General features: G+C 59.1%; 23 protein-coding genes. 11 read left to right on the plus strand and 12 right to left on the minus strand.

Annotated elements, in window-relative coordinates; genetic code table 11:
* The first annotated feature begins 231 nt into the window (after positions 1-231).
* From sctW to sctU, 11 genes are all read left to right on the plus strand, one after another.
* On the plus strand, positions 232-1296 hold the full coding sequence (sctW, locus tag ACP7C6_RS22165) for a type III secretion system gatekeeper subunit SctW (protein WP_426109248.1): 1065 nt from the start codon (positions 232-234) through the stop codon (positions 1294-1296).
* The gene (gene sctV, locus ACP7C6_RS22170) at positions 1293-3386 is read left to right on the plus strand and encodes a type III secretion system export apparatus subunit SctV (protein WP_028618726.1); all 2094 of its coding nucleotides are present in this window, start codon (positions 1293-1295) and stop codon (positions 3384-3386) included. Before sctW ends, sctV begins: the two co-directional genes overlap by 4 nt.
* A gap of 34 nt (positions 3387-3420) precedes the next feature.
* Complete coding sequence (locus ACP7C6_RS22175) at positions 3421-4344, plus strand: FHA domain-containing protein (protein ID WP_426109249.1); 924 nt, start codon at positions 3421-3423, stop codon at positions 4342-4344.
* Complete coding sequence (locus ACP7C6_RS22180) at positions 4341-5699, plus strand: FliI/YscN family ATPase (protein WP_028618728.1); 1359 nt, start codon at positions 4341-4343, stop codon at positions 5697-5699. The genes ACP7C6_RS22175 and ACP7C6_RS22180 overlap by 4 nt, the downstream gene beginning before the upstream one ends.
* Positions 5686-6114: a type III secretion system stalk subunit SctO gene (gene sctO, locus ACP7C6_RS22185; protein ID WP_305383500.1), complete on the plus strand. Its 429-nt coding sequence runs from the start codon at positions 5686-5688 to the stop codon at positions 6112-6114. Before ACP7C6_RS22180 ends, sctO begins: the two co-directional genes overlap by 14 nt.
* A 68-nt stretch (positions 6115-6182) precedes the next feature.
* Positions 6183-6569: a type III secretion system HrpP C-terminal domain-containing protein gene (locus tag ACP7C6_RS22190; protein ID WP_426109250.1), complete on the plus strand. Its 387-nt coding sequence runs from the start codon at positions 6183-6185 to the stop codon at positions 6567-6569.
* Positions 6569-7579, plus strand: a complete 1011-nt coding sequence (locus tag ACP7C6_RS22195; RefSeq protein ID WP_426109251.1) for a FliM/FliN family flagellar motor switch protein — start codon at positions 6569-6571, stop codon at positions 7577-7579. The genes ACP7C6_RS22190 and ACP7C6_RS22195 overlap by 1 nt, the downstream gene beginning before the upstream one ends.
* A complete protein-coding gene (sctR, locus tag ACP7C6_RS22200; RefSeq protein ID WP_028618732.1) occupies positions 7576-8229 on the plus strand; it encodes a type III secretion system export apparatus subunit SctR in 654 nt (217 codons plus the stop codon). Before ACP7C6_RS22195 ends, sctR begins: the two co-directional genes overlap by 4 nt.
* Positions 8230-8236: 7 nt before the next feature.
* Positions 8237-8500 carry a type III secretion system export apparatus subunit SctS gene (gene sctS, locus ACP7C6_RS22205; protein WP_028618733.1) on the plus strand — a complete coding sequence of 88 codons (264 nt, stop codon included), beginning with the start codon at positions 8237-8239 and terminating at the stop codon, positions 8498-8500.
* A 10-nt stretch (positions 8501-8510) separates the two neighbouring features.
* Entirely contained in the window at positions 8511-9299 is a 789-nt protein-coding gene (sctT, locus tag ACP7C6_RS22210; RefSeq protein ID WP_028618734.1) for a type III secretion system export apparatus subunit SctT, read from the plus strand.
* Entirely contained in the window at positions 9296-10393 is a 1098-nt protein-coding gene (gene sctU, locus ACP7C6_RS22215) for a type III secretion system export apparatus subunit SctU (RefSeq protein WP_028618735.1), read from the plus strand. Before sctT ends, sctU begins: the two co-directional genes overlap by 4 nt.
* On the opposite strand, the gene ACP7C6_RS22220 is transcribed toward sctU, so the two are convergent.
* The 12 genes from ACP7C6_RS22220 to ychF form a co-directional block, all read right to left on the minus strand.
* Positions 10394-10732, minus strand: coding sequence for a transcriptional regulator (locus ACP7C6_RS22220; protein WP_426109252.1), 339 nt, complete (start codon positions 10730-10732; stop codon positions 10394-10396).
* An 11-nt stretch (positions 10733-10743) separates the two neighbouring features.
* On the minus strand, positions 10744-10947 hold the full coding sequence (hrpT, locus tag ACP7C6_RS22225; protein ID WP_122685993.1) for an HrpT family type III secretion system protein: 204 nt from the start codon (positions 10945-10947) through the stop codon (positions 10744-10746).
* Positions 10944-13049, minus strand: coding sequence for a type III secretion system outer membrane ring subunit SctC (sctC, locus tag ACP7C6_RS22230; protein WP_426109343.1), 2106 nt, complete (start codon positions 13047-13049; stop codon positions 10944-10946). The genes hrpT and sctC overlap by 4 nt, the downstream gene beginning before the upstream one ends.
* Before the next feature lie 42 nt (positions 13050-13091).
* On the minus strand, positions 13092-13484 hold the full coding sequence (locus ACP7C6_RS22235) for a type III secretion protein (protein WP_426109253.1): 393 nt from the start codon (positions 13482-13484) through the stop codon (positions 13092-13094).
* Between the two features lies 1 nt (position 13485).
* Positions 13486-13704 (minus strand): hypothetical protein, encoded by a 219-nt coding sequence (locus ACP7C6_RS22240; protein ID WP_028618740.1) that lies wholly within the window; start codon positions 13702-13704, stop codon positions 13486-13488.
* Between the two features lie 45 nt (positions 13705-13749).
* Positions 13750-14445 carry a type III secretion system stator protein SctL gene (gene sctL / locus ACP7C6_RS22245; protein ID WP_426109254.1) on the minus strand — a complete coding sequence of 232 codons (696 nt, stop codon included), beginning with the start codon at positions 14443-14445 and terminating at the stop codon, positions 13750-13752.
* Positions 14367-14924, minus strand: a complete 558-nt coding sequence (locus ACP7C6_RS22250; protein ID WP_426109255.1) for a type III secretion protein — start codon at positions 14922-14924, stop codon at positions 14367-14369. The genes sctL and ACP7C6_RS22250 overlap by 79 nt, the downstream gene beginning before the upstream one ends.
* On the minus strand, positions 14921-15718 hold the full coding sequence (sctJ, locus tag ACP7C6_RS22255; protein ID WP_426109256.1) for a type III secretion system inner membrane ring lipoprotein SctJ: 798 nt from the start codon (positions 15716-15718) through the stop codon (positions 14921-14923). Before sctJ ends, ACP7C6_RS22250 begins: the two co-directional genes overlap by 4 nt.
* Positions 15719-15724: 6 nt before the next feature.
* Positions 15725-16093 carry a hypothetical protein gene (locus tag ACP7C6_RS22260; RefSeq protein ID WP_231980874.1) on the minus strand — a complete coding sequence of 123 codons (369 nt, stop codon included), beginning with the start codon at positions 16091-16093 and terminating at the stop codon, positions 15725-15727.
* A gap of 101 nt (positions 16094-16194) precedes the next feature.
* Positions 16195-16434, minus strand: coding sequence for a hypothetical protein (locus ACP7C6_RS22265; protein WP_134743006.1), 240 nt, complete (start codon positions 16432-16434; stop codon positions 16195-16197).
* 105 nt (positions 16435-16539) lie between these two features.
* On the minus strand, positions 16540-17463 hold the full coding sequence (locus ACP7C6_RS22270; RefSeq protein WP_028618745.1) for a sigma-54-dependent Fis family transcriptional regulator: 924 nt from the start codon (positions 17461-17463) through the stop codon (positions 16540-16542).
* A 316-nt stretch (positions 17464-17779) separates the two neighbouring features.
* Positions 17780-18880, minus strand: a complete 1101-nt coding sequence (gene ychF, locus ACP7C6_RS22275; protein WP_017529916.1) for a redox-regulated ATPase YchF — start codon at positions 18878-18880, stop codon at positions 17780-17782.
* Positions 18881-18898: the final 18 nt, after the last annotated feature.

The following is an 18898-nucleotide window of genomic DNA, read 5'->3' on the forward strand; positions in this document are numbered from 1 at the left end:
AGGTGTCGACGGGAACCCCTTTTGCACTGGCTATGCCAAGACGGTTTTTTATGTAAACAGCTGATTTATAAAGATAAATATCTTGAAATGGTGTGATTTTGCGCAGGACCTTGCATAGAGCCGTTGAGGTGCGTGCAAGTCTTTTCAAATTTCTCGTGACATTCGACTTGATGGAACCGTTTGAGCTGGCCTTGCCACACAGGGAAACACTCTTCCTGTTCAGGTCTGTCCATGAAAGTCGAATCTTCCCCGGATGTGCAAACGGTCCAGCAGTTGGATAAACCTGCTGTCAGCCAGACATCCACGTCGGCGCCAGTTCCTGGCTTGGATGAGCTCGCTCACCTGTTCAGCCTGGAAGTACAGAACAACAGCCAGCCCTTGAGTCAGCGGAAGATGAGCGTGCGCGTGCCTCCGGCCGAACAGCTTGCGCAGATTTATGATCAGTTGGGGCACCCTGCCCAGGCGACCCTTGCGAGCCTTTCGCGCCGCATCCGCTTGCAATTGCTGCAGCATCCCCATGTCGACAAATTGCTGGAGCTGGCTGGCGGGGACCCCGCGCGTGCATTCGTGGTACTCAAATATGTGTCAACCCAGGCAGACGCTGAAGTGCGCCCATCGGAAGCAGCGTTGGCCCGTGATGCCATCGCCAAGTTGGAGGTCCGCTTCAAAGGGCAGATCCAGGCAGGCCTGAACATTGCCTTGGCGCTGCAGGCGGGCAGTGCCGATCCACAGGAGCGCCAGGCGTTGCGTGCGCTCTACTACGCCAGTGTGGTCACACGCCAATCGTTGGCGACGATGATGCAGGCGCTGTTGGGGGTGTATGGCGGCGAACGGCTTGCCGACGGGCTCAATATGATGCGCAAGGCTCTGGTGGATGACATCGCGGCCAAGGTGTCCTCACTCCCTACGCCGCTGTTGCGTTCCCTCTTGCAAGGCCTGCAAAGCTGCGGACAGTTGAGCGGCGTGTTGTCCGGTTGCAATGCCCTGCTCCAACGCCTGGGTATCGATCATGATGCAGTGAGCCTGTTGCAACGCCTGCTGGGTTACGCAGGCGCAGGTATCGCTGCTGCTGAAATCTTGCGGCTTGGAAGCGACTTGTCAGGTAGTTCGAACGTTCAGCAATTGCTGGCCCTCAATGCGCTTTATCCCCTGGTCCAGCAACTGCCTCTGGCGATATGGCTCGACGGTCGAGTACGCGAAGAAACCCTGCGTGGTTTCCTGACGGTGATGGGGGAGCTGGATCGGATGACGCGTGGCCCTGCGCGTTCTCCGGGTGAGCTGGGGATCATGGCGTGACTGCACTTTCGGCCATCAACGGCTTTTTGCTTAAGGTCGCGCAACGCGCAGAAGTACTGGGCGCCGTGGTGGTGATGGCCATCGTCTTCATCTTTATCGTGCCGCTGCCCACCTGGCTGGTGGACATCCTGATCGCGCTCAACATCTGCATCTCATGCCTGTTGATCGTGCTGGCGCTATACCTTCCGGGCCCCCTGGCGTTTTCATCGTTTCCGTCAATTCTTCTGCTGACCACCATGTTCCGCCTGTCTCTGTCGATTGCCACGACGCGCTTGATTTTGCTGGAGCAGGACGCCGGTCATATCGTCGAGGCCTTTGGTAATTTTGTGGTTGGCGGTAACCTCGCCGTGGGGATGGTGATCTTCCTGATCCTGACCCTGGTCAACTTTCTGGTGATCACCAAGGGTTCGGAGCGGGTGGCCGAAGTGGCGGCGCGTTTCAGCCTGGACGCGATGCCCGGCAAGCAGATGTCCATCGACAGCGACTTGCGGGCCGGCTTGATTGACGGCATGCAAGCGCGGGACAAACGGGAGCAGTTGTCCCGTGAGAGCCAGTTGTTCGGCGCCATGGATGGCGCGATGAAGTTCGTCAAAGGTGATGCGGTCGCGGGCTTGATCATTGTTGTGGTGAACTTGCTAGGTGGTTTTTCCACCGGCATGTTTCAGCACGGCTTGAGCGCTTCCGAGTCCATTACGTTGTACTCGGTATTGACCATCGGCGACGGCCTGATCGCACAGATCCCGGCGCTGCTGATCTCCCTCACCGCCGGCATGATCATCACCCGTGTGGCGCCGGACGGACGCAAGGGCGCCAGCAACATGGGCGCCGAAATTGCCCGGCAAATGACCAGCGAACCCAAGAGTTGGATGATCGCCTCGGTGGGAATGCTCGCCTTTGCGGCGGTGCCCGGCATGCCCACGTTGGTGTTTATCCTGATCGCACTGGTAACCGGCAGCCTGGGGTACTACCTGATGCGCCAGCGTCAACGGCTGGAGCAACCCGAAGCTGAAACCGCTGAAGCGGTGCGCCCCGAAGAGAACGGCCGTGAGGACTTGCGTGGGTTTGATCCGTCGAGACCCTACCTGTTGCAATTCTCCCCGGTGTTACGGGGCACGCCTGAGGTGGCTGATCTTGTTCACTCGATTCGCCAGGCCCGAAATGCAATGGTCGCCAATATCGGCCTGACGCTGCCTCCTTTCGAAGTGGAACTCGATGATTCGCTCGCCGACGACGAAATGCGCTTCTGTGTCCACGAAGTACCGATGGTCAAGGCATCAGTTGTCAGCCATGTGGCGGTTGAGCGTAAAGCGCTGACGGTCGAGCCTGCGCACGCCATTCCGGGGCTGGCAGAGCGCGATGAACAGGATTGGCTCTGGTTGGCGCCGGATGATCCGCTGCTGGATGATCCGCAGTTGGAGCGCTTCACCTCAGCGAGCCTGATCGTCGAGCGGATGAAGCAGGCAATGATGCTCAGCGGGCCGCAGTTCCTGGGGATCCAGGAGAGCAAGTCGATCCTCAGTTGGCTGGAGCACAACCAACCGGAACTGGTCCAGGAGCTGCAGCGGATCATGCCGCTGTCGCGGTTTTCGGCGGTACTGCAACGCCTGGCCAGCGAGGGGGTGCCGTTGCGCGCCGTACGGCTGATCGTCGAGTCGCTGATCGAGTACGGCCAGCATGAACGTGAGCCAGACGCGCTGGCCGACTACGCGCGCATTGCGCTCAAGGCGCAGATTTACCACCAGTGCAGCGAAGCCGACGGCCTGCATGCCTGGCTGCTGTCGCCGCAGACTGAAAACATCCTGCGTGAGGCGCTGCGCCAGACCCAGACCGGGGTGTTCTTCGCCCTTGATGACGAACACAGCGCAGCGTTGGTCAGCCTGCTCAATCAAGCCTTTCCCGTACGGCCCAAACTCAAGAGCGTGATGCTGGTCGCACAGGACTTGCGCAGCCCGCTGCGCGCGCTGTTGCTGGAAGAATTCAACCACGTGCCGGTGCTGTCTTTCGCTGAGCTGGGTAGCGCCTCAAAGGTCAAGGTGCTGGGGCGCTTCGACTTGGGCCAGGACGAATTGATGCGCGGTACGGCGGCATGAAGACTTGGCTATGTCCATCCCGGAGGGCTCGCTGATGTTCGAATTGCGAGTGCTTGATGGGCGACATCAGGGGGCTGCGCTGCCCTTGTTCGGGGAGCAGTGGAGCATCGGTGCCCACGCCGATGCTGACTTGGTGCTGAACGATCCTGGCATCGCTGAACAGCATGCCAGGCTGCGGCTCATGGACTCGAACTGGTCGGTGCAGGCTGAGGCCGGGTTATTGCAGGATGCTGATGGTCAGGTGCTGGCACAGATTGCGCACCTGGCGCTGAACGTCACGTTTTCGGTGGCGAACGTGCGGCTGTGCGTCACCTTGGCCGATGAACCTTGGCCCCAGTCTCCAGCCCCCGCACCGGCCGTGTCGGCACGGGCCAGTGAGCCGGTGCCGGTGCCGGTGCCCGTGCCCGTGCCGGTGCTCAAGCTATCGGCGATCTCGCACGCTCAGCAGAAGCGTCTGATCACGCTGGTGCTGGTGGTGACGGTGATCTTCATTGTGGTGGGCATGGCGTCCACCGGGAAGCCTGAAGCCCAGGCATCCCTGATGCTGCCTGTGGTGAAAAAGCACGAGTTGGCCTCGCCGTTCGAGGTCCGCCAGCAGCTGTTGAAGATGCTCGGCGAACGTGAATTGAGCCAGCGCGTCAGTTTGCAGGTGATCAATGGGCAGATCGCGCTCAGTGGGGATGTCTCGCAGGATGAGGTTGAATTGGTCGCGCGCATGCTCAGCCGTTTTGGCGAGCAGTTCGACAGCGCGGTACCGGTAATCAGCCGCGTGCGCGCGCGCGATGGAGTGTTGCCATTCAAGATCGTGCAGATCGTGGGCGGGCCCAATGGCCACGTGGTCCTGGAGGAGGGCAGCCGACTGTTTATCGGGGATGAAGTGGATGGCCTGCGCCTGGTGCTGATTGATAACAGCAAGGTGATATTCGATGGCGTACAGCGCTATGAGGTGCGCTGGTGAGTGAGCAATTGCAAGCACGCCTGGAGGCCTGGCAGCAGCGTCAAGTCCAGTCGCTGGCCACCTTCGCGCCGGTGACGATGCGGGGGCGCATCCAGCGCGTCAATGGCATGTTACTGCAGTGTCGGCTGCCCCAAGCGCGTATCGGTGACTTGTGCCGGGTCGAGAAAAAGCCGGGCGACTACATGCTGGCCGAGATCATCGGTTTTGATCAGCAGGACGCGGTGCTAAGCGCCTTGGGCAACCTGGAAGGTGTGCAGGTGGGCGCGGGCGTCGAGCGCCTTGGCGTCTCGCATCGGGTGCAGGTCAGCGAGGCATTATTGGGTCAAGTGCTGGATGGTTTTGGGCGGCCGATCACGGGAGAAGGCCCCGGTGCGTTTGTCGAGGCTGATTTGTCGGACACCAGTGCGGTGTTGTGCGAGGCACCGCTGCCCACTGAGCGCCCGCGCATCAACCGTGCGCTGGCCACCGGCGTGCGGTCGATCGACGGCCTGCTGACGCTGGGTGAAGGTCAGCGCGTGGGCCTGTTCGCCGGAGCAGGTTGCGGCAAGACCACCCTGTTGGCCGAGATCGCCCGTAACGTGGAGTGCGATGTCATCGTGTTCGGCCTGATCGGCGAGCGGGGCAGGGAATTGCGCGAGTTCCTTGATCATGAACTCGATGAGCAACTGCGTTCCAAGGCCGTACTGGTGTGCGCCACATCCGACCGATCCAGCATGGAGCGAGCCCGAGCGGCCTTCACGGCGACGGCGCTGGCTGAAGGTTATCGGCGCAAGGGGCTGCGCGTGTTGCTGCTGATTGACTCCCTGACTCGGTTCGCCAGGGCCCAGCGCGAAATCGGCCTTGCCGCCGGCGAACCCCTTGGCCGCGGCGGTCTGCCGCCTTCGGTATACAGCCTGCTACCGCGTCTTGTGGAGCGCGCCGGGTTGACCCGTGAAGGTGTGATCACGGCGATCTACACCGTGCTGATCGAGCAGGACTCCATGAACGATCCGGTGGCTGATGAAGTCCGCTCGCTACTCGACGGTCACATCGTACTGTCTCGTAAGTTGGCTGAGCGTGGTCACTATCCCGCAGTGGATGTGTTGGCGAGTCTGTCGCGGATTTTGAGCAACGTCGCCGAGCCTGCGGACATCCGGGCGGGTACGGCGTTGCGACGCTTGTTGTCGGCGTATCAGCAGATCGAACTGATGCTCAAGCTGGGGGAGTACCAGCCCGGTAGCGATGCCTTGACCGATCTGGCCGTGGACAGTCGCCAGGCTGTGGACAATTTCTTGCGCCAGGACTTGCGTGAGCCTGCGCCGATGGCTGTGACGCTGGAACAACTCAAGGAGCTGACCGCCTATGTCCCATTCTGAAGGGCTGCTTGGCGAAGTCGAGACGCTGCGACGCCTGCGACGGCACCGGGCAGATCGGGCCGAGCGTGCCTTGCGTGAGGCTAAGCGGGCCCAGCAGGCCCTGCTTGCCAATATCCGTCAGGCCGAGGATGCGCTTGAGCAGACCCGACGCGAGGAAGCCGAGCGAAGCGCCCAGTTGCTCAGCCAACACCAGGGGCAGGTATTGAACATGCAGGCGCTGAAGTCCTGGAGCGCTCAGGAGCGCTCGTTGTCTGCCACTACTCGCCGGGGCATCGGGCAATTGGAAGCCTTGCAGGGCCAGCAAGAAGAAAAACAGATCAGCGTCGGCAGAGCCCAGAAGCAGGTCACCGCCTGCCTGCGTCAGGTGGAAAAACTTCAGGAGTTATCTCTTTTACTGGCGCAGGAGCCGACATGACCCAGGTTTCAGATAAACCCGCCGAGCGTCCCCGACCGCGTGACGCGCGAGAAGAGCGAGAACCGGGAATGGCAGGCGTTGTACCCACGGAGCTGACGCGATTGTTTTCCCAGTTGTGGGCTGATGACGGTGACGGTTCTGGTGGCGGGACTCAGCTGTCGGGAACCAAGGCGTTGGGCGGTGCTGCGATGATCGAGGCGCTGGCCGAGCAATTGGCACCTCGTATGCAGGCCGCTTTGCAGTGGCCGCTTCAGGCGGTGCTGTACCTGCCTCGCCTGGGGCGCATCAACGCCAGTGTGCGCCGTGAACAGAGCGCCTGGAGCATCGAGCTTGAAGCGCAAGAGGATGAGACGACGCGCTGGCTCAATGGCGTGAGGCAACAGGTTGAGGGTCGATTAACGCAAACGTTGGGGCAGACGGTCAGCCTGCGGCTTCCCACTGTCGGGTCGGGGTGATGATTCCAGCGGTGCCGTTACCTCGGGTCAGTGGCGATGTGGTTGCTGCGCGTCGTCGTCTCGGACGCGGCTTGCGCCTGCCGTTCGACGTCGCGGGGCAGCGTGGAGAGCTGTCGCTCGAACCGGGTCGTGCGCCTACCGGGGGCCAATCATTGAGCTTCGAAACGGCACGCGGAGTGCTGGCATTGGCCGACGCGGGCCCCCTGCTCAGTCTGCTGGGCGAATGTCCGGTGACGTTGGCCAAGGCGGGCAACGATCCTGACTCCTGGTTCTGGGCGTTGTTCCAGCACCACCTAAGCCCGCAGGTACAAGCGCTGCTGGGTTATGTGCGACTGCTGGAGGTCGATCGCCCCAAGGGGTTTGGTTGCCGACTCAGCGTGACGCTGGGGGCATCTCGGGCGATGGGCTACCTGTGGCTGACGGCAGTGAACTTCCTCGCGTTGTGTGACGCCGGAGCGTGGCGCAGCAATGCCGCGCCGTTGCCAGCGTCGTTTCAACTGGCAATTGCCGTAATCCTTGGGCGCCTGCAATTGCCGATTGCACAAGCGCGCAGCCTGCGCGTTGGCGATGTGCTGATATTGGAACAAAGTTTTTTCCAGGCCCAGGGCGCTGGCCATGTACAGGTTGGCAGGCAGCGGCTGCATGGGCGCATTGACGATGACACAGGCGTGTTGCGTCTGACACTGACTTCAATTGAGGGCACATCCGTGGATGAAGAATTTACCCCTCCCCACTACTCGGGGTATGACGAAGATGAGCCGGTATTGGACGTATTCGGCAATGAGCCCTTTGATGAGTTGAGCATGGCACTGAACATACGCTGCGGAACGCTGAACCTCACTCTGGGCGAGTTGCGCAGCCTCGCGCCCGGCGCCGTATTGGGCGTCTCCGGTTACGCTCCCGGTATGGCTGGCCTCTATTACGGTGACCGGCCGATCGGCCTGGGGCAGTTGGTAGAGATCGACGGGCGCCTGGGCTTGCAGCTGTCCCGTGTGATGTTCGGCGGATGATACTTCAAGGGCTGGACCCCTTAGTTCTCGCGGTGTTTCTTGCGGCATTGTCATTGATGCCCATGCTGTTGATCGTCTGCACAGCGTTCTTGAAAATTGTGATTGTGTTGATGATCACCCGTAACGCCATAGGCGTGCAGCAGGTGCCGCCCAGCATGGCCATCAATGGCATCGCGTTGGCTGCCACGCTGTTTATCATGGCGCCGGTAGGATATGAAATCGCGGAGAGTATCAAGGTTTCACCCCTTGACTTGAGCAGCGTGCAAACGCTTCTGCAGACGGGAAATGAGGCCATCAAACCCCTACGTGCCTTCATGCTCCGCAACATTGACCCGGATGTACTGACACACCTGTTGGAGAATTCCAAGCGCTTATGGCCTGCGCAGATGGCTCAGGAGGTACAGCGCGAAGACCTCATCCTGCTGATTCCGGCGTTCGTTTTATCGCAGTTGCAGGCGGGGTTTGAGATCGGCTTTCTGATTTACATTCCCTTCATCGTCATCGACTTGATTGTCTCCAACTTGTTGTTGGCGCTGGGCATGCAAATGGTTTCGCCGATGACCATTTCCCTGCCGCTCAAGCTGTTGTTGTTCGTGATGGTGTCTGGTTGGTCGCGGTTGCTCGACAGTCTTTTCCTCTCCTATCTCTGAGTGCCCTATGGAACCTATCGTGCTGTTCAAGCAGGGCATGCTGCTGGTGGTGCTGCTGACGGCGCCGCCGTTGATCGTGGCAGTAGTGGTGGGGGTGCTGACGTCCCTGGTGCAGGCGTTGATGCAGATACAGGACCAGACACTGCCCTTTGGTATCAAGTTGGTGGCGGTGGGCGTCACGCTGATCATGACGGGCCGTTGGATTGGTGTGGAGTTGATCCAATTGATCAACCTGACCTTTGAAATGATCGGCCGCTCGGCCCTGAACTGAGGTCCTGCTCATGTTGGTCTATCTCGAATACCTACCCAGCCTGGTGATCGGCATGGCACGCATCTACCCCTGCGGCATCCTGGTGGCGGCGTTCTGCTTTCAACACATACGCGGTATGCCGCGGCACACGCTGGTGATGGTCATGGCGTTGATGCCCGCGCCGGGTATTCATGCCGCATTGGCGGGCTTGGATTACTCCGCGCTAATGCTGGCTGCGTTGGTACTCAAGGAGGTGGCACTGGGTATCTTGCTGGGGGTGCTTCTGGCAATGCCGTTCTGGATGTTCGAGTCAGTGGGGGCACTGTTGGACAACCAGCGCGGTGCCTTGGCGGGCGGGCAACTCAACCCTTCACTGGGGCCGGATGCGACACCAATCGGGCACTTGTTCAAGCAATTGGCGATTTTCCTGCTGATAACCAGTCTCGGGTTGGGCACGTTGACCCAAGTGATCTGGGACAGTTACCTGATCTGGCCGCCCACCCTGTGGTTTCCGCTCCCTGCGGCGAATGGCAGCGGTGTGTTCGTCGACCTGCTTGGCGATACCTTCACCCACATGCTGCTCTATGCCGCGCCCTTTATTGCGGTGTTGCTGTTGCTGGAGTTCGGCATCGCACTGTTGGGGGTCTACAGCCAGCAGTTACAAGTGAGTACCCTGGCGCCACCGGTCAAGAGCCTGGCGGGCATTGGCATTCTGCTGTTGTACTTTGCGCTGTTGGAGGATCTGATCGTTGGGCGCATGAGCCTGCTGGGCGATCTTAAACATTCATTGGGCGTTTTGTTTAAGGTCGCGGTGCCATGAGTGATTCCGGCGAAAAAAAGCACCCGGCGTCCGCCAAGAAACTGCGGGACCAACGCAAGAAAGGCCAGGTCGCCCAGAGCCAGGATGTCGCAAAACTGCTGGCGTTGACGGCGATCAGTGAAATCGCCTTGTTCACCGCCGAAACCAGTCTGCAACGCTTTCAGCAATTGATGCTGTTGCCGATGTCACGTCTGAATCAGCCTTTCACGCGCGCACTGGAAGAGGTGCTGTTCGACGGGCTGGGGGTGTTCTTCTCCTTCGCCCTGTTGATGGTCGGGGTTGCGATTACTACCAAGCTGATCAGCAGTTGGATGCAGTTCGGGCTGCTGTTTGCGCCGGAAGCCCTGAAGATGGATTTCAATCGTCTCAACCCCGTGAGCCAGGTCAAGCAGATGTTTTCTGCGCAGCAGTTGATGAACCTGTTGATGAGCGTGGCGAAAGCATTCCTTATCGGTTTGATTCTGTATGTGGTGATTTGGCCTTCGATCAGCACGCTGATCAACCTGGCCACCAGTGACCTGCAAAGCTACATCGTGGCGTTGATCGCGCTGTTCCGTCATCTGTTGCATGTGTGCCTTGGCGTGCTGCTAGTGCTTGCGCTTGTCGACTTGATCCTGTCCAGGCACTTTTTTGCCAAGCGCATGCGCATGACTCAAGTGGAGGTCGTCAAAGAGTACAAGGACATGGAGGGTGACCCTCATGTGAAGGGGCAGCGCCGTTCGTTGGCGTACCAGTTGGCCCAGGAGGAACCGAAGGTCAAGCTGCCCAAGCTGGAGGAGTCCGACATGTTGGTGGTCAATCCAACGCACTTTGCTGTCGCGCTGTATTACCGACCGGGTAAGACACCGCTGCCGATGTTAGTGAGCAAAGGCACGGACGATGAAGCCCGCACATTGATCCGCCGTGCCAAGGCGGCCGACGTACCGGTGATCCAGTGTGTATGGCTGGCGCGCACGCTTTACACGAAAAAGCTGGGCGCCAGCATCCCTCGTGAAACCTTGCAGGCCGTGGCGCTGATTTACCGGACCTTGCGCGAGCTCGACGATGAGGCCAAGCGCGAAACCCTGGAACTGCCCGAGCTTGAGCGGCGTTGATCACCTGTCCAAGGCTTGCAGCGTGGCCAGCGACAGCATTCGGCTGAGGATCCTGTCGAGCGTGCTGGCGGCTGCCGGCAGTGCATGCCAGATCACCAGCGCGTTCTGGGCGTCGAGGTAAATAAAGCAGCCATCGAACGCCAACGCTTGCTCAAAGCGTCGCTCCAGCACGCGCTGCAATTGCCCGGCCTGCAACGCTTCGCGAGCGACGTGCAGGGCAAGTCCCGGGCAATTTCCAGCGTTCAGTGCGCCTACCTTGATACCGGGCGCGAGGGACAGGTGAGCGGCAGTGCCGCTCACCAGGTCGTCCAGGAATGCCTGGCGTCGATCGTCGGGCATACCTGGAAGCTTCACCGTTCCAGCGACACTGTCTGGTAATCCGCCCGCTCGCCGGCGGGCCCAGGTTCGACGCGCATCTGCGGCGGCCACCAGATCACCATCTTGTCCTGGGTCGATTGTGGGCGTGAGCATGAATCACCTTTGCAGGTGGGTGTACAACCGGCGAGGTGCAGGACTGCGAAAATCAGGGTGACGTACAACAAGCTGTGTTTCATGGCGTGGCCTTCCGGGCTGGAGTGATCAAGGAGGGGCGGGGCACACTGAGGTGTTCGTCCTTCACCACCGGACGCATGGCGATAAACACCTCGGCTTCTTCGCCTGGCTTGAGCCAGGCGCGCGGCCACACGGTGACCGCCAGGGTCTGCGAGTTGCTGCACTCTTTTTCGTCGATACGTACGTTGCGCTTGAACTGGTTGCGCAACACCACGACCGCCACGTTGTAATGCGGGCCTGCGTACCACTGGCTGCGGTCGGTATTGAGCGCCAGCAAGTCACGGGCGCTGCACACGCTGTTCAGTCCCAGAGGCATCGGCGCCGAGTTGAACGCTTTGGGCACTTCCCCGCTGACCATACGTGCCAGGGTGCTGATAATGTCACTGCGTTTGATCACCGGTTCGTGCGGTGAAATCCGCCTGGCCAGCGGTGTGAGGGCGGCTTGCAACTCGGCCTGGTCGGCCTGCGGCAAATAGCGAGACGGGTCGTCCTGGTCCCCGATAACGCGGGGTGTGAGGATAAACAGGCGTTCACGTCGATTGTTCTGGCGCTCCGTCGAGGAAAACAGCGCCTTGCCCAGCAGCGGAATATCTCCCAGCAGGGGAATCTTTCTTTGTTTGTCTGTGCTTTCGGTGACATGGAAACCGCCGACCACCAGCGAGCGCTTTTCCGCCATCACGGCTTGTGTACTGACCTTGCCCCGGCGTACATCAAGGTGGTTGGGGTCAGGGTTGGTCGCGTCGAAATTGCCATCTTCAATGTCCACTGCCAAATGGATCTGGTGATCGCCGCGGCTGGTGGTGACCCTGGGCACGACTTGAAAACTGGTGCCCACGGTGACGGGTAAAATGGTTGCGTTTTCGCTGCCGGGAGTGAGGTATTGGGTGCGGTTGAAATCGATCACCGCCGGTTGGTTTTCCAGGGTGAGCACCGATGGGTTCGACACCATGGTTGCCAGTCCCTTCTCTTCCAGCGCGCGGATATCGGCGTAGAAACGATCGCGGTTTTCAATCGACAACTGCGACGATGTGCCGGGTGCCATGTTGACGCCGCCCCGGAAGCGGCTGTTCTGGAAACCCCAGTTCACCCCGAATTCGCGCAATTGCGTACGCTCTATATCGAGAATGATCGCGTCGATTTCGATCAACTTTCGCGCAACGTCGAGTTGGGTGATCAGTTCGCGGTACATCGCGTGGCGTTCCGGCAGGTCATAGATGAGCACGGCGTTATTGCGCACATCGGCTTCGACGCGGATCCGGCTGGCGGGTACCGGTGCTCGCGGCGTCAATGCGGGTGCTGCGTCCACTGGCCCGGTGTTGCCCTGTGTACCGAGCATTTGGCCCAGCAGCGGGTTGCCCAGTCGCGGCACATTGGGCGTGAGAGGCGCGGGTTGGGATGATGGGCGTGGGGTCAGCCCCGCGAGCGTAGAGGCAGAGCGTGGTTCCAGCAGCCCGCGTAAAATGCTGGCGACACCGGGAATGTTGAGTTTTTCTCCGCGGTAATCCACCTGGCGGTCCGTTGCATTGGCAAACTTCAACGGGTAACTCAACACGCTCTGTTTTTCATCCGGTGAGCGGCGCTGGCTGCTGAACTGCTTGATCTGTTCGATATAGCGCTTGGGGCCGGAGACCAGTACGACCCCGTCTTCGGGCAACTCTCCCCAACCGAAACGGCTATCGAGCAGTCCGATATCGGTCAACGCCTGCTTGAGGTCGGAAATCGTCTCTGATGAGACCTCCAGGCGTGCTGACTCCTGCTGATCCAGCGTGCTGATGTAAAGCGTGTTGTTGTAGAGGTACCACTGGAAACGGTGTTCGACACCTAGTCTGTCCAGTAGTGACTGTGGGGTGTTCGCGCGGATCTTGCCGTTGACGTCCCCCTCCAGCAGGCCCTCGATGTGCAATTGCGTGCCGAAGGTCTGGGCGAAGTCTTCGAGGACTTCCCGTAGTGGTTTGTGTTCGGCCTCATAGGCGTATGCGGTGTTTTTCCATTCCGGGGGAATGGCGGCCAGGACGCTTTGCGCAGGTATCAGCAACCAGGGGAGTGTGAGCAGGCAACGCCAGGTGGCAAGCCTTGACGATGTTCCGGGCAAGGCAATAGGCATGCGGTTATAGCTCTGGGTCTTGTTGTACATAGAGTTCTCTGGTTAATACGACAGCGAACGTAACGAAGTAGGTTTGGATTGATGAGCCGGCAGGGTAAGGCGCGCGACCGTCGAGCGCCACGTGTCGCGTTGGTTGAGCAGGGCTTCGAGGCTGTTGAGCAACGATGTCTCGTGCGGGTCGGTGCGCAGGCATTGGACCAACCAGAGCGCGCCACTGTCAGGCGCTTGGGCAAGCGAGCCTTGAAAGTGATTCAGGCTGACCGCACCCAGTCGCAGCCAACAGTGCAACGGTGCGTGATCCGGCCGATAGGACGTCAGTTGAACGCAGATCAACACGGCGTCGCCGTGACGTTTCAGGATGATTTCATCGTTGTTCTCGAGGACGAGCATCTGTTCTGAGTCGCCGCCCAACCAGTCAATAAGTTGATCTTCCAACTTATGGCACACCGTCCAGTGCGGTTTTGAACAGCATGTGGTTGACCCGGCTGTGCTCGTTGAACGCCCAATCGGAGTGATGCCTTTTAAACATGCTCTCGTAAAACATCAGCATGTCCTCTGAGGTCTCCGCAGGGGACTGCTCGATGGTTTTATAACGCAGGGTGTCAGCCTTAACTTGGCCCAGAAGCTCACGTTTGAAGCCGTTATAGAAGTCCATGATTCTCTCCTGATAGACCTCACCTCTGTGGTCAGTGCTGGCTATTCAGTTCCAAGTTGATTGCGCCAGGCCAGCCAGTGGAGCCCGATCACCTTCTTTGGAAAACGGGGCAAGCATGGAGGCCCAATTGATGTGAAAGTCGCCTTCGTCGGTTTTCAGAACGAGGGTTTGAGTGCTGATGGTGTCGTCTGGCTGAACTCTCCAACGCGCGGCGTCATGGCGGCTGAGGCAATGTTTGAGTGCCTCGATTTCCCGTGGATGACACAACAGGAGCGCATTCACCTCCGGTACCTGGCTTGCCAGCAATTGCTTGAGCAGCGCTGCCAGGCGTTGTGGCTGCGGCGTCTCGTCAAGTAGGTGCCTGATCGCCTGGTTGACGACCCCTGTGATGTACCGCTCCAGGTTGTCGCACAATGCTTTTTGCTCGTTTTCCCATCGATGCAGCTGTGCGTTGGCGCGTTGCCAGAACGCCTGGCCCGCCTGCTCCAAAAGCGCCTCGCGGCTGAGTTGTGCGCGGTTGAGCAACGCGTCAGCCTGAGCCTTGGCGCGGGTTAACAGGTGTTCGGCTTGGGTGCAGTCAGCGAGCACCTCTCTGGGAATCAGCCCGTGCGACAGGCTATGGGCGTCGGGCGGCAGTGTGATTTTGCGTCGGCAGAGCATCGTCAGTTGTCCATTGCGTGGGGCGCAGGCACCATGCGAGTGCTGGTGCGTGTTGTCATGCGCCACACCACGGCTTGCCACAGGGTATCCAGGCGACTCGCATCGCCGACGTATGGGCGGTGGCTTCTTTCCAGTTCGAGCACACGCGCAAAGCAAAAGCGCAATCGGAGGCGTTGCCAGACGGGAGGCTCAACCCATGCACGCAGCAGTTGCAAAGGATCGTCTGCAGGTAACAGTGTTTGCGGGGGCAAGGCCTTGGCAATTCGCTTGCACCATAGGTGATGATCCTCCTGCAAGGCGGTGGTGGTTTGCGGCCTACAAATGCTGTCAATCAGGTCGAGCACGAAATCGAGTTCCGAGGCCGACGCCAAGGCCAGCTTGAGCAGCGTGGGGTGAGGAGCAGGGGGCAGGCCTGGGGTAATCCCTTCGACGGTACAGTTCACTGGGGCGTCGATAAGGCGCAGCGCGTTGATTACTGGGTCGCCGAGGGTATGCCAGTCATCGTGCGCCGACCTCCAAGGACGCGCCCACCATTGCGCCCAGCTCAGGTGTTCACTCACGGGTGGGTCGCTTGCGAATTATTGGAGTAGCCGGCCGCAGCTTGGATTGCCCGCTGTCGCCGGTTGCGCAGGAAGAGTAACGCGGCCGTCGTCATCACGATGGCAACCAACGTAAGGGTCATGCTGGCGCGCCAAAAACCGAGGTCATCTGCGGGTATCAAGAACGGCCCGAAATACGTCAGCTGCCGTTGCTCTTGATAGGCGATTGAAGGCACGAAGACCACCGTGAGCTTTTGCGGGTTATCCACCGCCGTGGACATTCCCGGGATGCTGCTGGCAACCATTCGGCGAACCCGAGAACGGATATTATCGGGGTCTAGCCGTGGATCATGCTTGATGAAAACCGAAGCAGAGGCCGGTTGCACCGGTTCTCCCGGCGCGATGCGCTCTGGAAGCACCACATGCACCCGGGCGACGATAACACCGTCAATGTTCGACAAGGTCGCCTCAAGTTCCTGGGACAGGGCATAGATGTACCGAGCCCGCTCCTCCAGTGGTGTTGAAATGACGCCGTCCTTGCGAAACGTATCGCCCAATGTGGTACGTGCGACCTTGGGCAATCCGACCGCCTCCAACGTACGCACGGCACGACCGATGTCGATGGCATTGACGACCACGACAACACCGTCTTTAGCAGGCACTTTTTGTGCGCGGATATGTTTGTCAGCCAATTCGGCAATGACCTCGTTGGCTTCCTGTTCGGATAATTGGCGGTGGAGTTCGACGCGCTCACTGCAACCGTTCAGCATGAAGGCGAGCCATAAAAGCAGCAGAGCGGGGAGGAGGGACTTCATGCCCATCTACTGCAAATTGCTGATTTTATCGAGGCCTTGGGCGGTTTTCCCGACACTCTTGACCAGGATGTGAGTCAGCAGCAAGGTGTTGGAAAGGTGGCTAGGGTAGTCCCGCATTGCACGCTCGTTATTTTTTTTACTGAGGGCGCGCAAACTTTTGCCCATGCGTTCTGTTGAGTGGGCGAGCGCGTCTGACGCGTCTGCCAGCAGGCTGCTCCGTTCAGCCCGATGCGTGGTGGCAGCCAGGGGGGTTGGCTGTGCCAGGGCTGAGGTGAAGAGATGGATATCGGCAGGCGGTGCGGGTGAATATTCAACTGATCTGTGTGCGCTGCCAGTGTCGTCATGCTCTGCGGAAAAAACGGTTTTGATTTGCATGCCAGACCTTTTGCATCAAGGGCTCAGGAGGGCGAAGCTGGGTCAGCGTCGCCGGTGTAGAAAACTTCCCCGACGGATTGCCTCGGGGAAGCTGGCCATTCTTAACGGTAGGTATCAGCAACACTCTTCAAGCCGGTTTGCCACCTAGCTTCTCGAGCCAACTCTGCGATCTTTTTGTTGTCTTCTTTAGACCCTTCGGTGGTTTGTTCCAAACTCGGTGCGCCTGAGCCATAACCATTGCCAACCGGATAAGGGTTATAGCCAGTGTTGGAGGGTATCGTCATTGGGTGTTCTCCAGAGATGCCTGCAATAAAGATAGTGGGTTTACCAGTTTGATTCATAATATTTGAATCGCTGCTGGCACTAACTATGTGGCCGTTGATGTGGATGGCGTTCCTGAAGTTTTTCGTGCAAATGTTTCGAATTATTAGTTGATTGCCTGGGGGTTAATCCAACGAAATATGAAGTTGTTTCATTCGGTAGTAAAGCGTGCGTTTGGCCACGCCTAACTCGACTGCCACACGGTCCACATTGTGTTCGTGCCGCTGCAGGGACTCTTCAATCAGCGTCTTTTCAATCTGTTGAAGGCGGCCCTTGAGGCCTATCTCGACCCCTTCATCCGGCATGGCCGGCCCACACAGCGGTGGCAGTCCCAGTACGCAGCGCTTGGCGGCCGAGCGCAATTCACGCACGTTACCCAGCCAGGAATAGCCAAGCAGCTGCAGCAGCAGCGTGCAGGGTGGTGAAGGTGGTGGGCGTTTGAATCGCTCGGCCTCCTGCCTGAGCATGCTCAAGAATAAAGGGATAATGCGTTCACGGCGCTCACGCAGTGGCGCGAGCTGGATGGTGACCACATTCAGGCGGAAATAAAGATCGCGCCTGAACGCTCCTCGCTCGACCATTTTATGCAGCAGCTGCTGGGCAGACGCTATAACGCGCATATCCACCGGAATGAAGCGGGTTGAACCCAAGCGCTCAACGCCACGAGCCTCCAGTACTCGCAGCAGCTTGGCCTGGAGCGAGAGCGGCAAGCTGTCGATTTCATCCAGGTACAAGGTGCCCAGGTGCGCGGCTTCGATAAAGCCTGCCCGTGATTGCACGGCGCCGGTGTACGCGCCGCTGTTGACTCCAAACAGTTGACTCTCCGCCAGGGTCTCCGGAATGGCTGCGCAATTGACCGCGACCAGGTTGCCCCGTCGCCCTGATAGCCGATGAATGCGTTGTGCCAAGGTATCTTTGCCGGTGCCGGTTTCTCCCAGCAACAGGATGTCAACGTTGAGGGGGGCAGTGCTGCTCAAGACATGTTCAATGTCAGCGTCTTCAATGAGTGAAGTGCTTGTTTCGTTTTCCATGTGGTCAAGCGCCGACATCGGATGATTACTCCATACTCGCTCTTGCTTCACTGTCGAAAAGACAACGTGCAGGCTCTGCACAATAGGGCGAATTTTATAACAGTTATCACCGGTCCTTAGGGTGATTAGTTGCCGAAGTCATGTGGGATAAGTTTGATAGTTTTCGGGCGCTGAACGTATTAAGTAGAGCGGTGCAGGGGAGAGTAGGCAGAGTCTGAAAACTGTTGATATTTAGACTAATCTGTTGTGTCAGAGTATTCGTAAAGTCGTCGCCCACAAAAAAGCCGATGCAGTGCATCGGCTTTTTATATTCGGCGTAAACCGCGAGTAGCGATTACACGTTGAAACGGAAGTGCATCACATCGCCATCTTTAACGATGTATTCCTTACCTTCCAAACGCCACTTACCTGCTTCCTTGGCACCGGCTTCACCCTTGAACTGGATGAAGTCGTTGTAGGCGATCACTTCGGCGCGGATAAAGCCTTTTTCGAAGTCAGTGTGGATCACACCGGCGGCCTGTGGTGCGGTGGCACCGACCTTGACGGTCCAGGCGCGGACTTCTTCAACACCGGCGGTGAAGTAGGTCTGCAGGTTGAGCATCTCGTAGCCGGCGCGGATTACGCGGTTCAGGCCCGGTTCTTCCAGACCCAGGGCCTCAAGGAACATGTCCTTTTCTTCGCCGTCATCGAGCTCGGCGATTTCCGCTTCGATCTTGTTGCACACCGGAACAACGATGGCGCCTTCTTCGTCAGCGATGGCCTTGACCACGTCCAGCAGTGGGTTGTTCTCGAAGCCGTCTTCAGCGACGTTGGCGATGTACATCACAGGCTTGGTGGTCAGCAGGTGGAAGCCCTTGATCACAGCCTTCTCATCGACACCCATGTTCTTCATCAGGCTGCGTGCCGGCTTGCCTTCGGTGAAGTGAGCGATCAACTGCTCCAGCAGGCCTTTCTGGACCACGGCGTCCTTGTCGCCACCCTTGGCGTTGCGCGCGACTTTCTGAAGTTGCTTCTCGCAGCTGTCGAGGTCGGCGAAGATCAGTTCCAGGTCGATGATCTCGATGTCGCGTTTCGGGTCGACACTGTTGGAGACGTGAATCACGTTCTCGTCTTCAAAGCAGCGGACCACGTGGGCGATGGCATCGGTTTCACGGATGTTGGCCAGGAACTTGTTGCCCAGGCCTTCACCTTTCGACGCGCCGGCAACCAGGCCAGCGATGTCGACGAATTCCATGGTGGTCGGCAGGATGCGTTTTGGATTGACGATGGCCGCCAGGGCGTCCAGGCGTGGATCCGGCATCGGCACGATACCGCTGTTGGGCTCGATGGTGCAGAAGGGGAAGTTCTCCGCCGCAATACCGGACTTGGTCAGGGCGTTGAACAGGGTGGATTTGCCGACGTTGGGCAGGCCGACGATGCCGCAATTGAATCCCATGGTGTTTCCCCTCGGTAA

Source organism: Pseudomonas sp. TWR1-1-4 (assembly GCF_049897165.1).
Lineage (GTDB): Bacteria > Pseudomonadota > Gammaproteobacteria > Pseudomonadales > Pseudomonadaceae > Aquipseudomonas > Aquipseudomonas canadensis.

Coding starts and splice junctions, on each gene's coding strand:
- ACP7C6_RS22220 (WP_426109252.1), bottom strand. CDS start 10,732: ATGCCCGACGATCGACGCCAGGCATTCCTGGACGACCTGGTGAGCGGC.
- sctS (WP_028618733.1), top strand. CDS start 8,237: ATGGAACCTATCGTGCTGTTCAAGCAGGGCATGCTGCTGGTGGTGCTG.
- sctR (WP_028618732.1), top strand. CDS start 7,576: ATGATACTTCAAGGGCTGGACCCCTTAGTTCTCGCGGTGTTTCTTGCG.
- sctU (WP_028618735.1), top strand. CDS start 9,296: ATGAGTGATTCCGGCGAAAAAAAGCACCCGGCGTCCGCCAAGAAACTG.
- ACP7C6_RS22265 (WP_134743006.1), bottom strand. CDS start 16,434: ATGAATCAAACTGGTAAACCCACTATCTTTATTGCAGGCATCTCTGGA.
- ACP7C6_RS22260 (WP_231980874.1), bottom strand. CDS start 16,093: ATGCAAATCAAAACCGTTTTTTCCGCAGAGCATGACGACACTGGCAGC.
- ychF (WP_017529916.1), bottom strand. CDS start 18,880: ATGGGATTCAATTGCGGCATCGTCGGCCTGCCCAACGTCGGCAAATCC.
- sctT (WP_028618734.1), top strand. CDS start 8,511: ATGTTGGTCTATCTCGAATACCTACCCAGCCTGGTGATCGGCATGGCA.
- hrpT (WP_122685993.1), bottom strand. CDS start 10,947: ATGAAACACAGCTTGTTGTACGTCACCCTGATTTTCGCAGTCCTGCAC.
- ACP7C6_RS22195 (WP_426109251.1), top strand. CDS start 6,569: ATGATTCCAGCGGTGCCGTTACCTCGGGTCAGTGGCGATGTGGTTGCT.
- ACP7C6_RS22190 (WP_426109250.1), top strand. CDS start 6,183: ATGGCAGGCGTTGTACCCACGGAGCTGACGCGATTGTTTTCCCAGTTG.
- ACP7C6_RS22240 (WP_028618740.1), bottom strand. CDS start 13,704: ATGGACTTCTATAACGGCTTCAAACGTGAGCTTCTGGGCCAAGTTAAG.
- ACP7C6_RS22270 (WP_028618745.1), bottom strand. CDS start 17,463: ATGTCGGCGCTTGACCACATGGAAAACGAAACAAGCACTTCACTCATT.
- ACP7C6_RS22175 (WP_426109249.1), top strand. CDS start 3,421: ATGTTCGAATTGCGAGTGCTTGATGGGCGACATCAGGGGGCTGCGCTG.
- sctW (WP_426109248.1), top strand. CDS start 232: ATGAAAGTCGAATCTTCCCCGGATGTGCAAACGGTCCAGCAGTTGGAT.
- sctO (WP_305383500.1), top strand. CDS start 5,686: ATGTCCCATTCTGAAGGGCTGCTTGGCGAAGTCGAGACGCTGCGACGC.
- sctJ (WP_426109256.1), bottom strand. CDS start 15,718: ATGAAGTCCCTCCTCCCCGCTCTGCTGCTTTTATGGCTCGCCTTCATG.
- sctC (WP_426109343.1), bottom strand. CDS start 13,049: ATGCCTATTGCCTTGCCCGGAACATCGTCAAGGCTTGCCACCTGGCGT.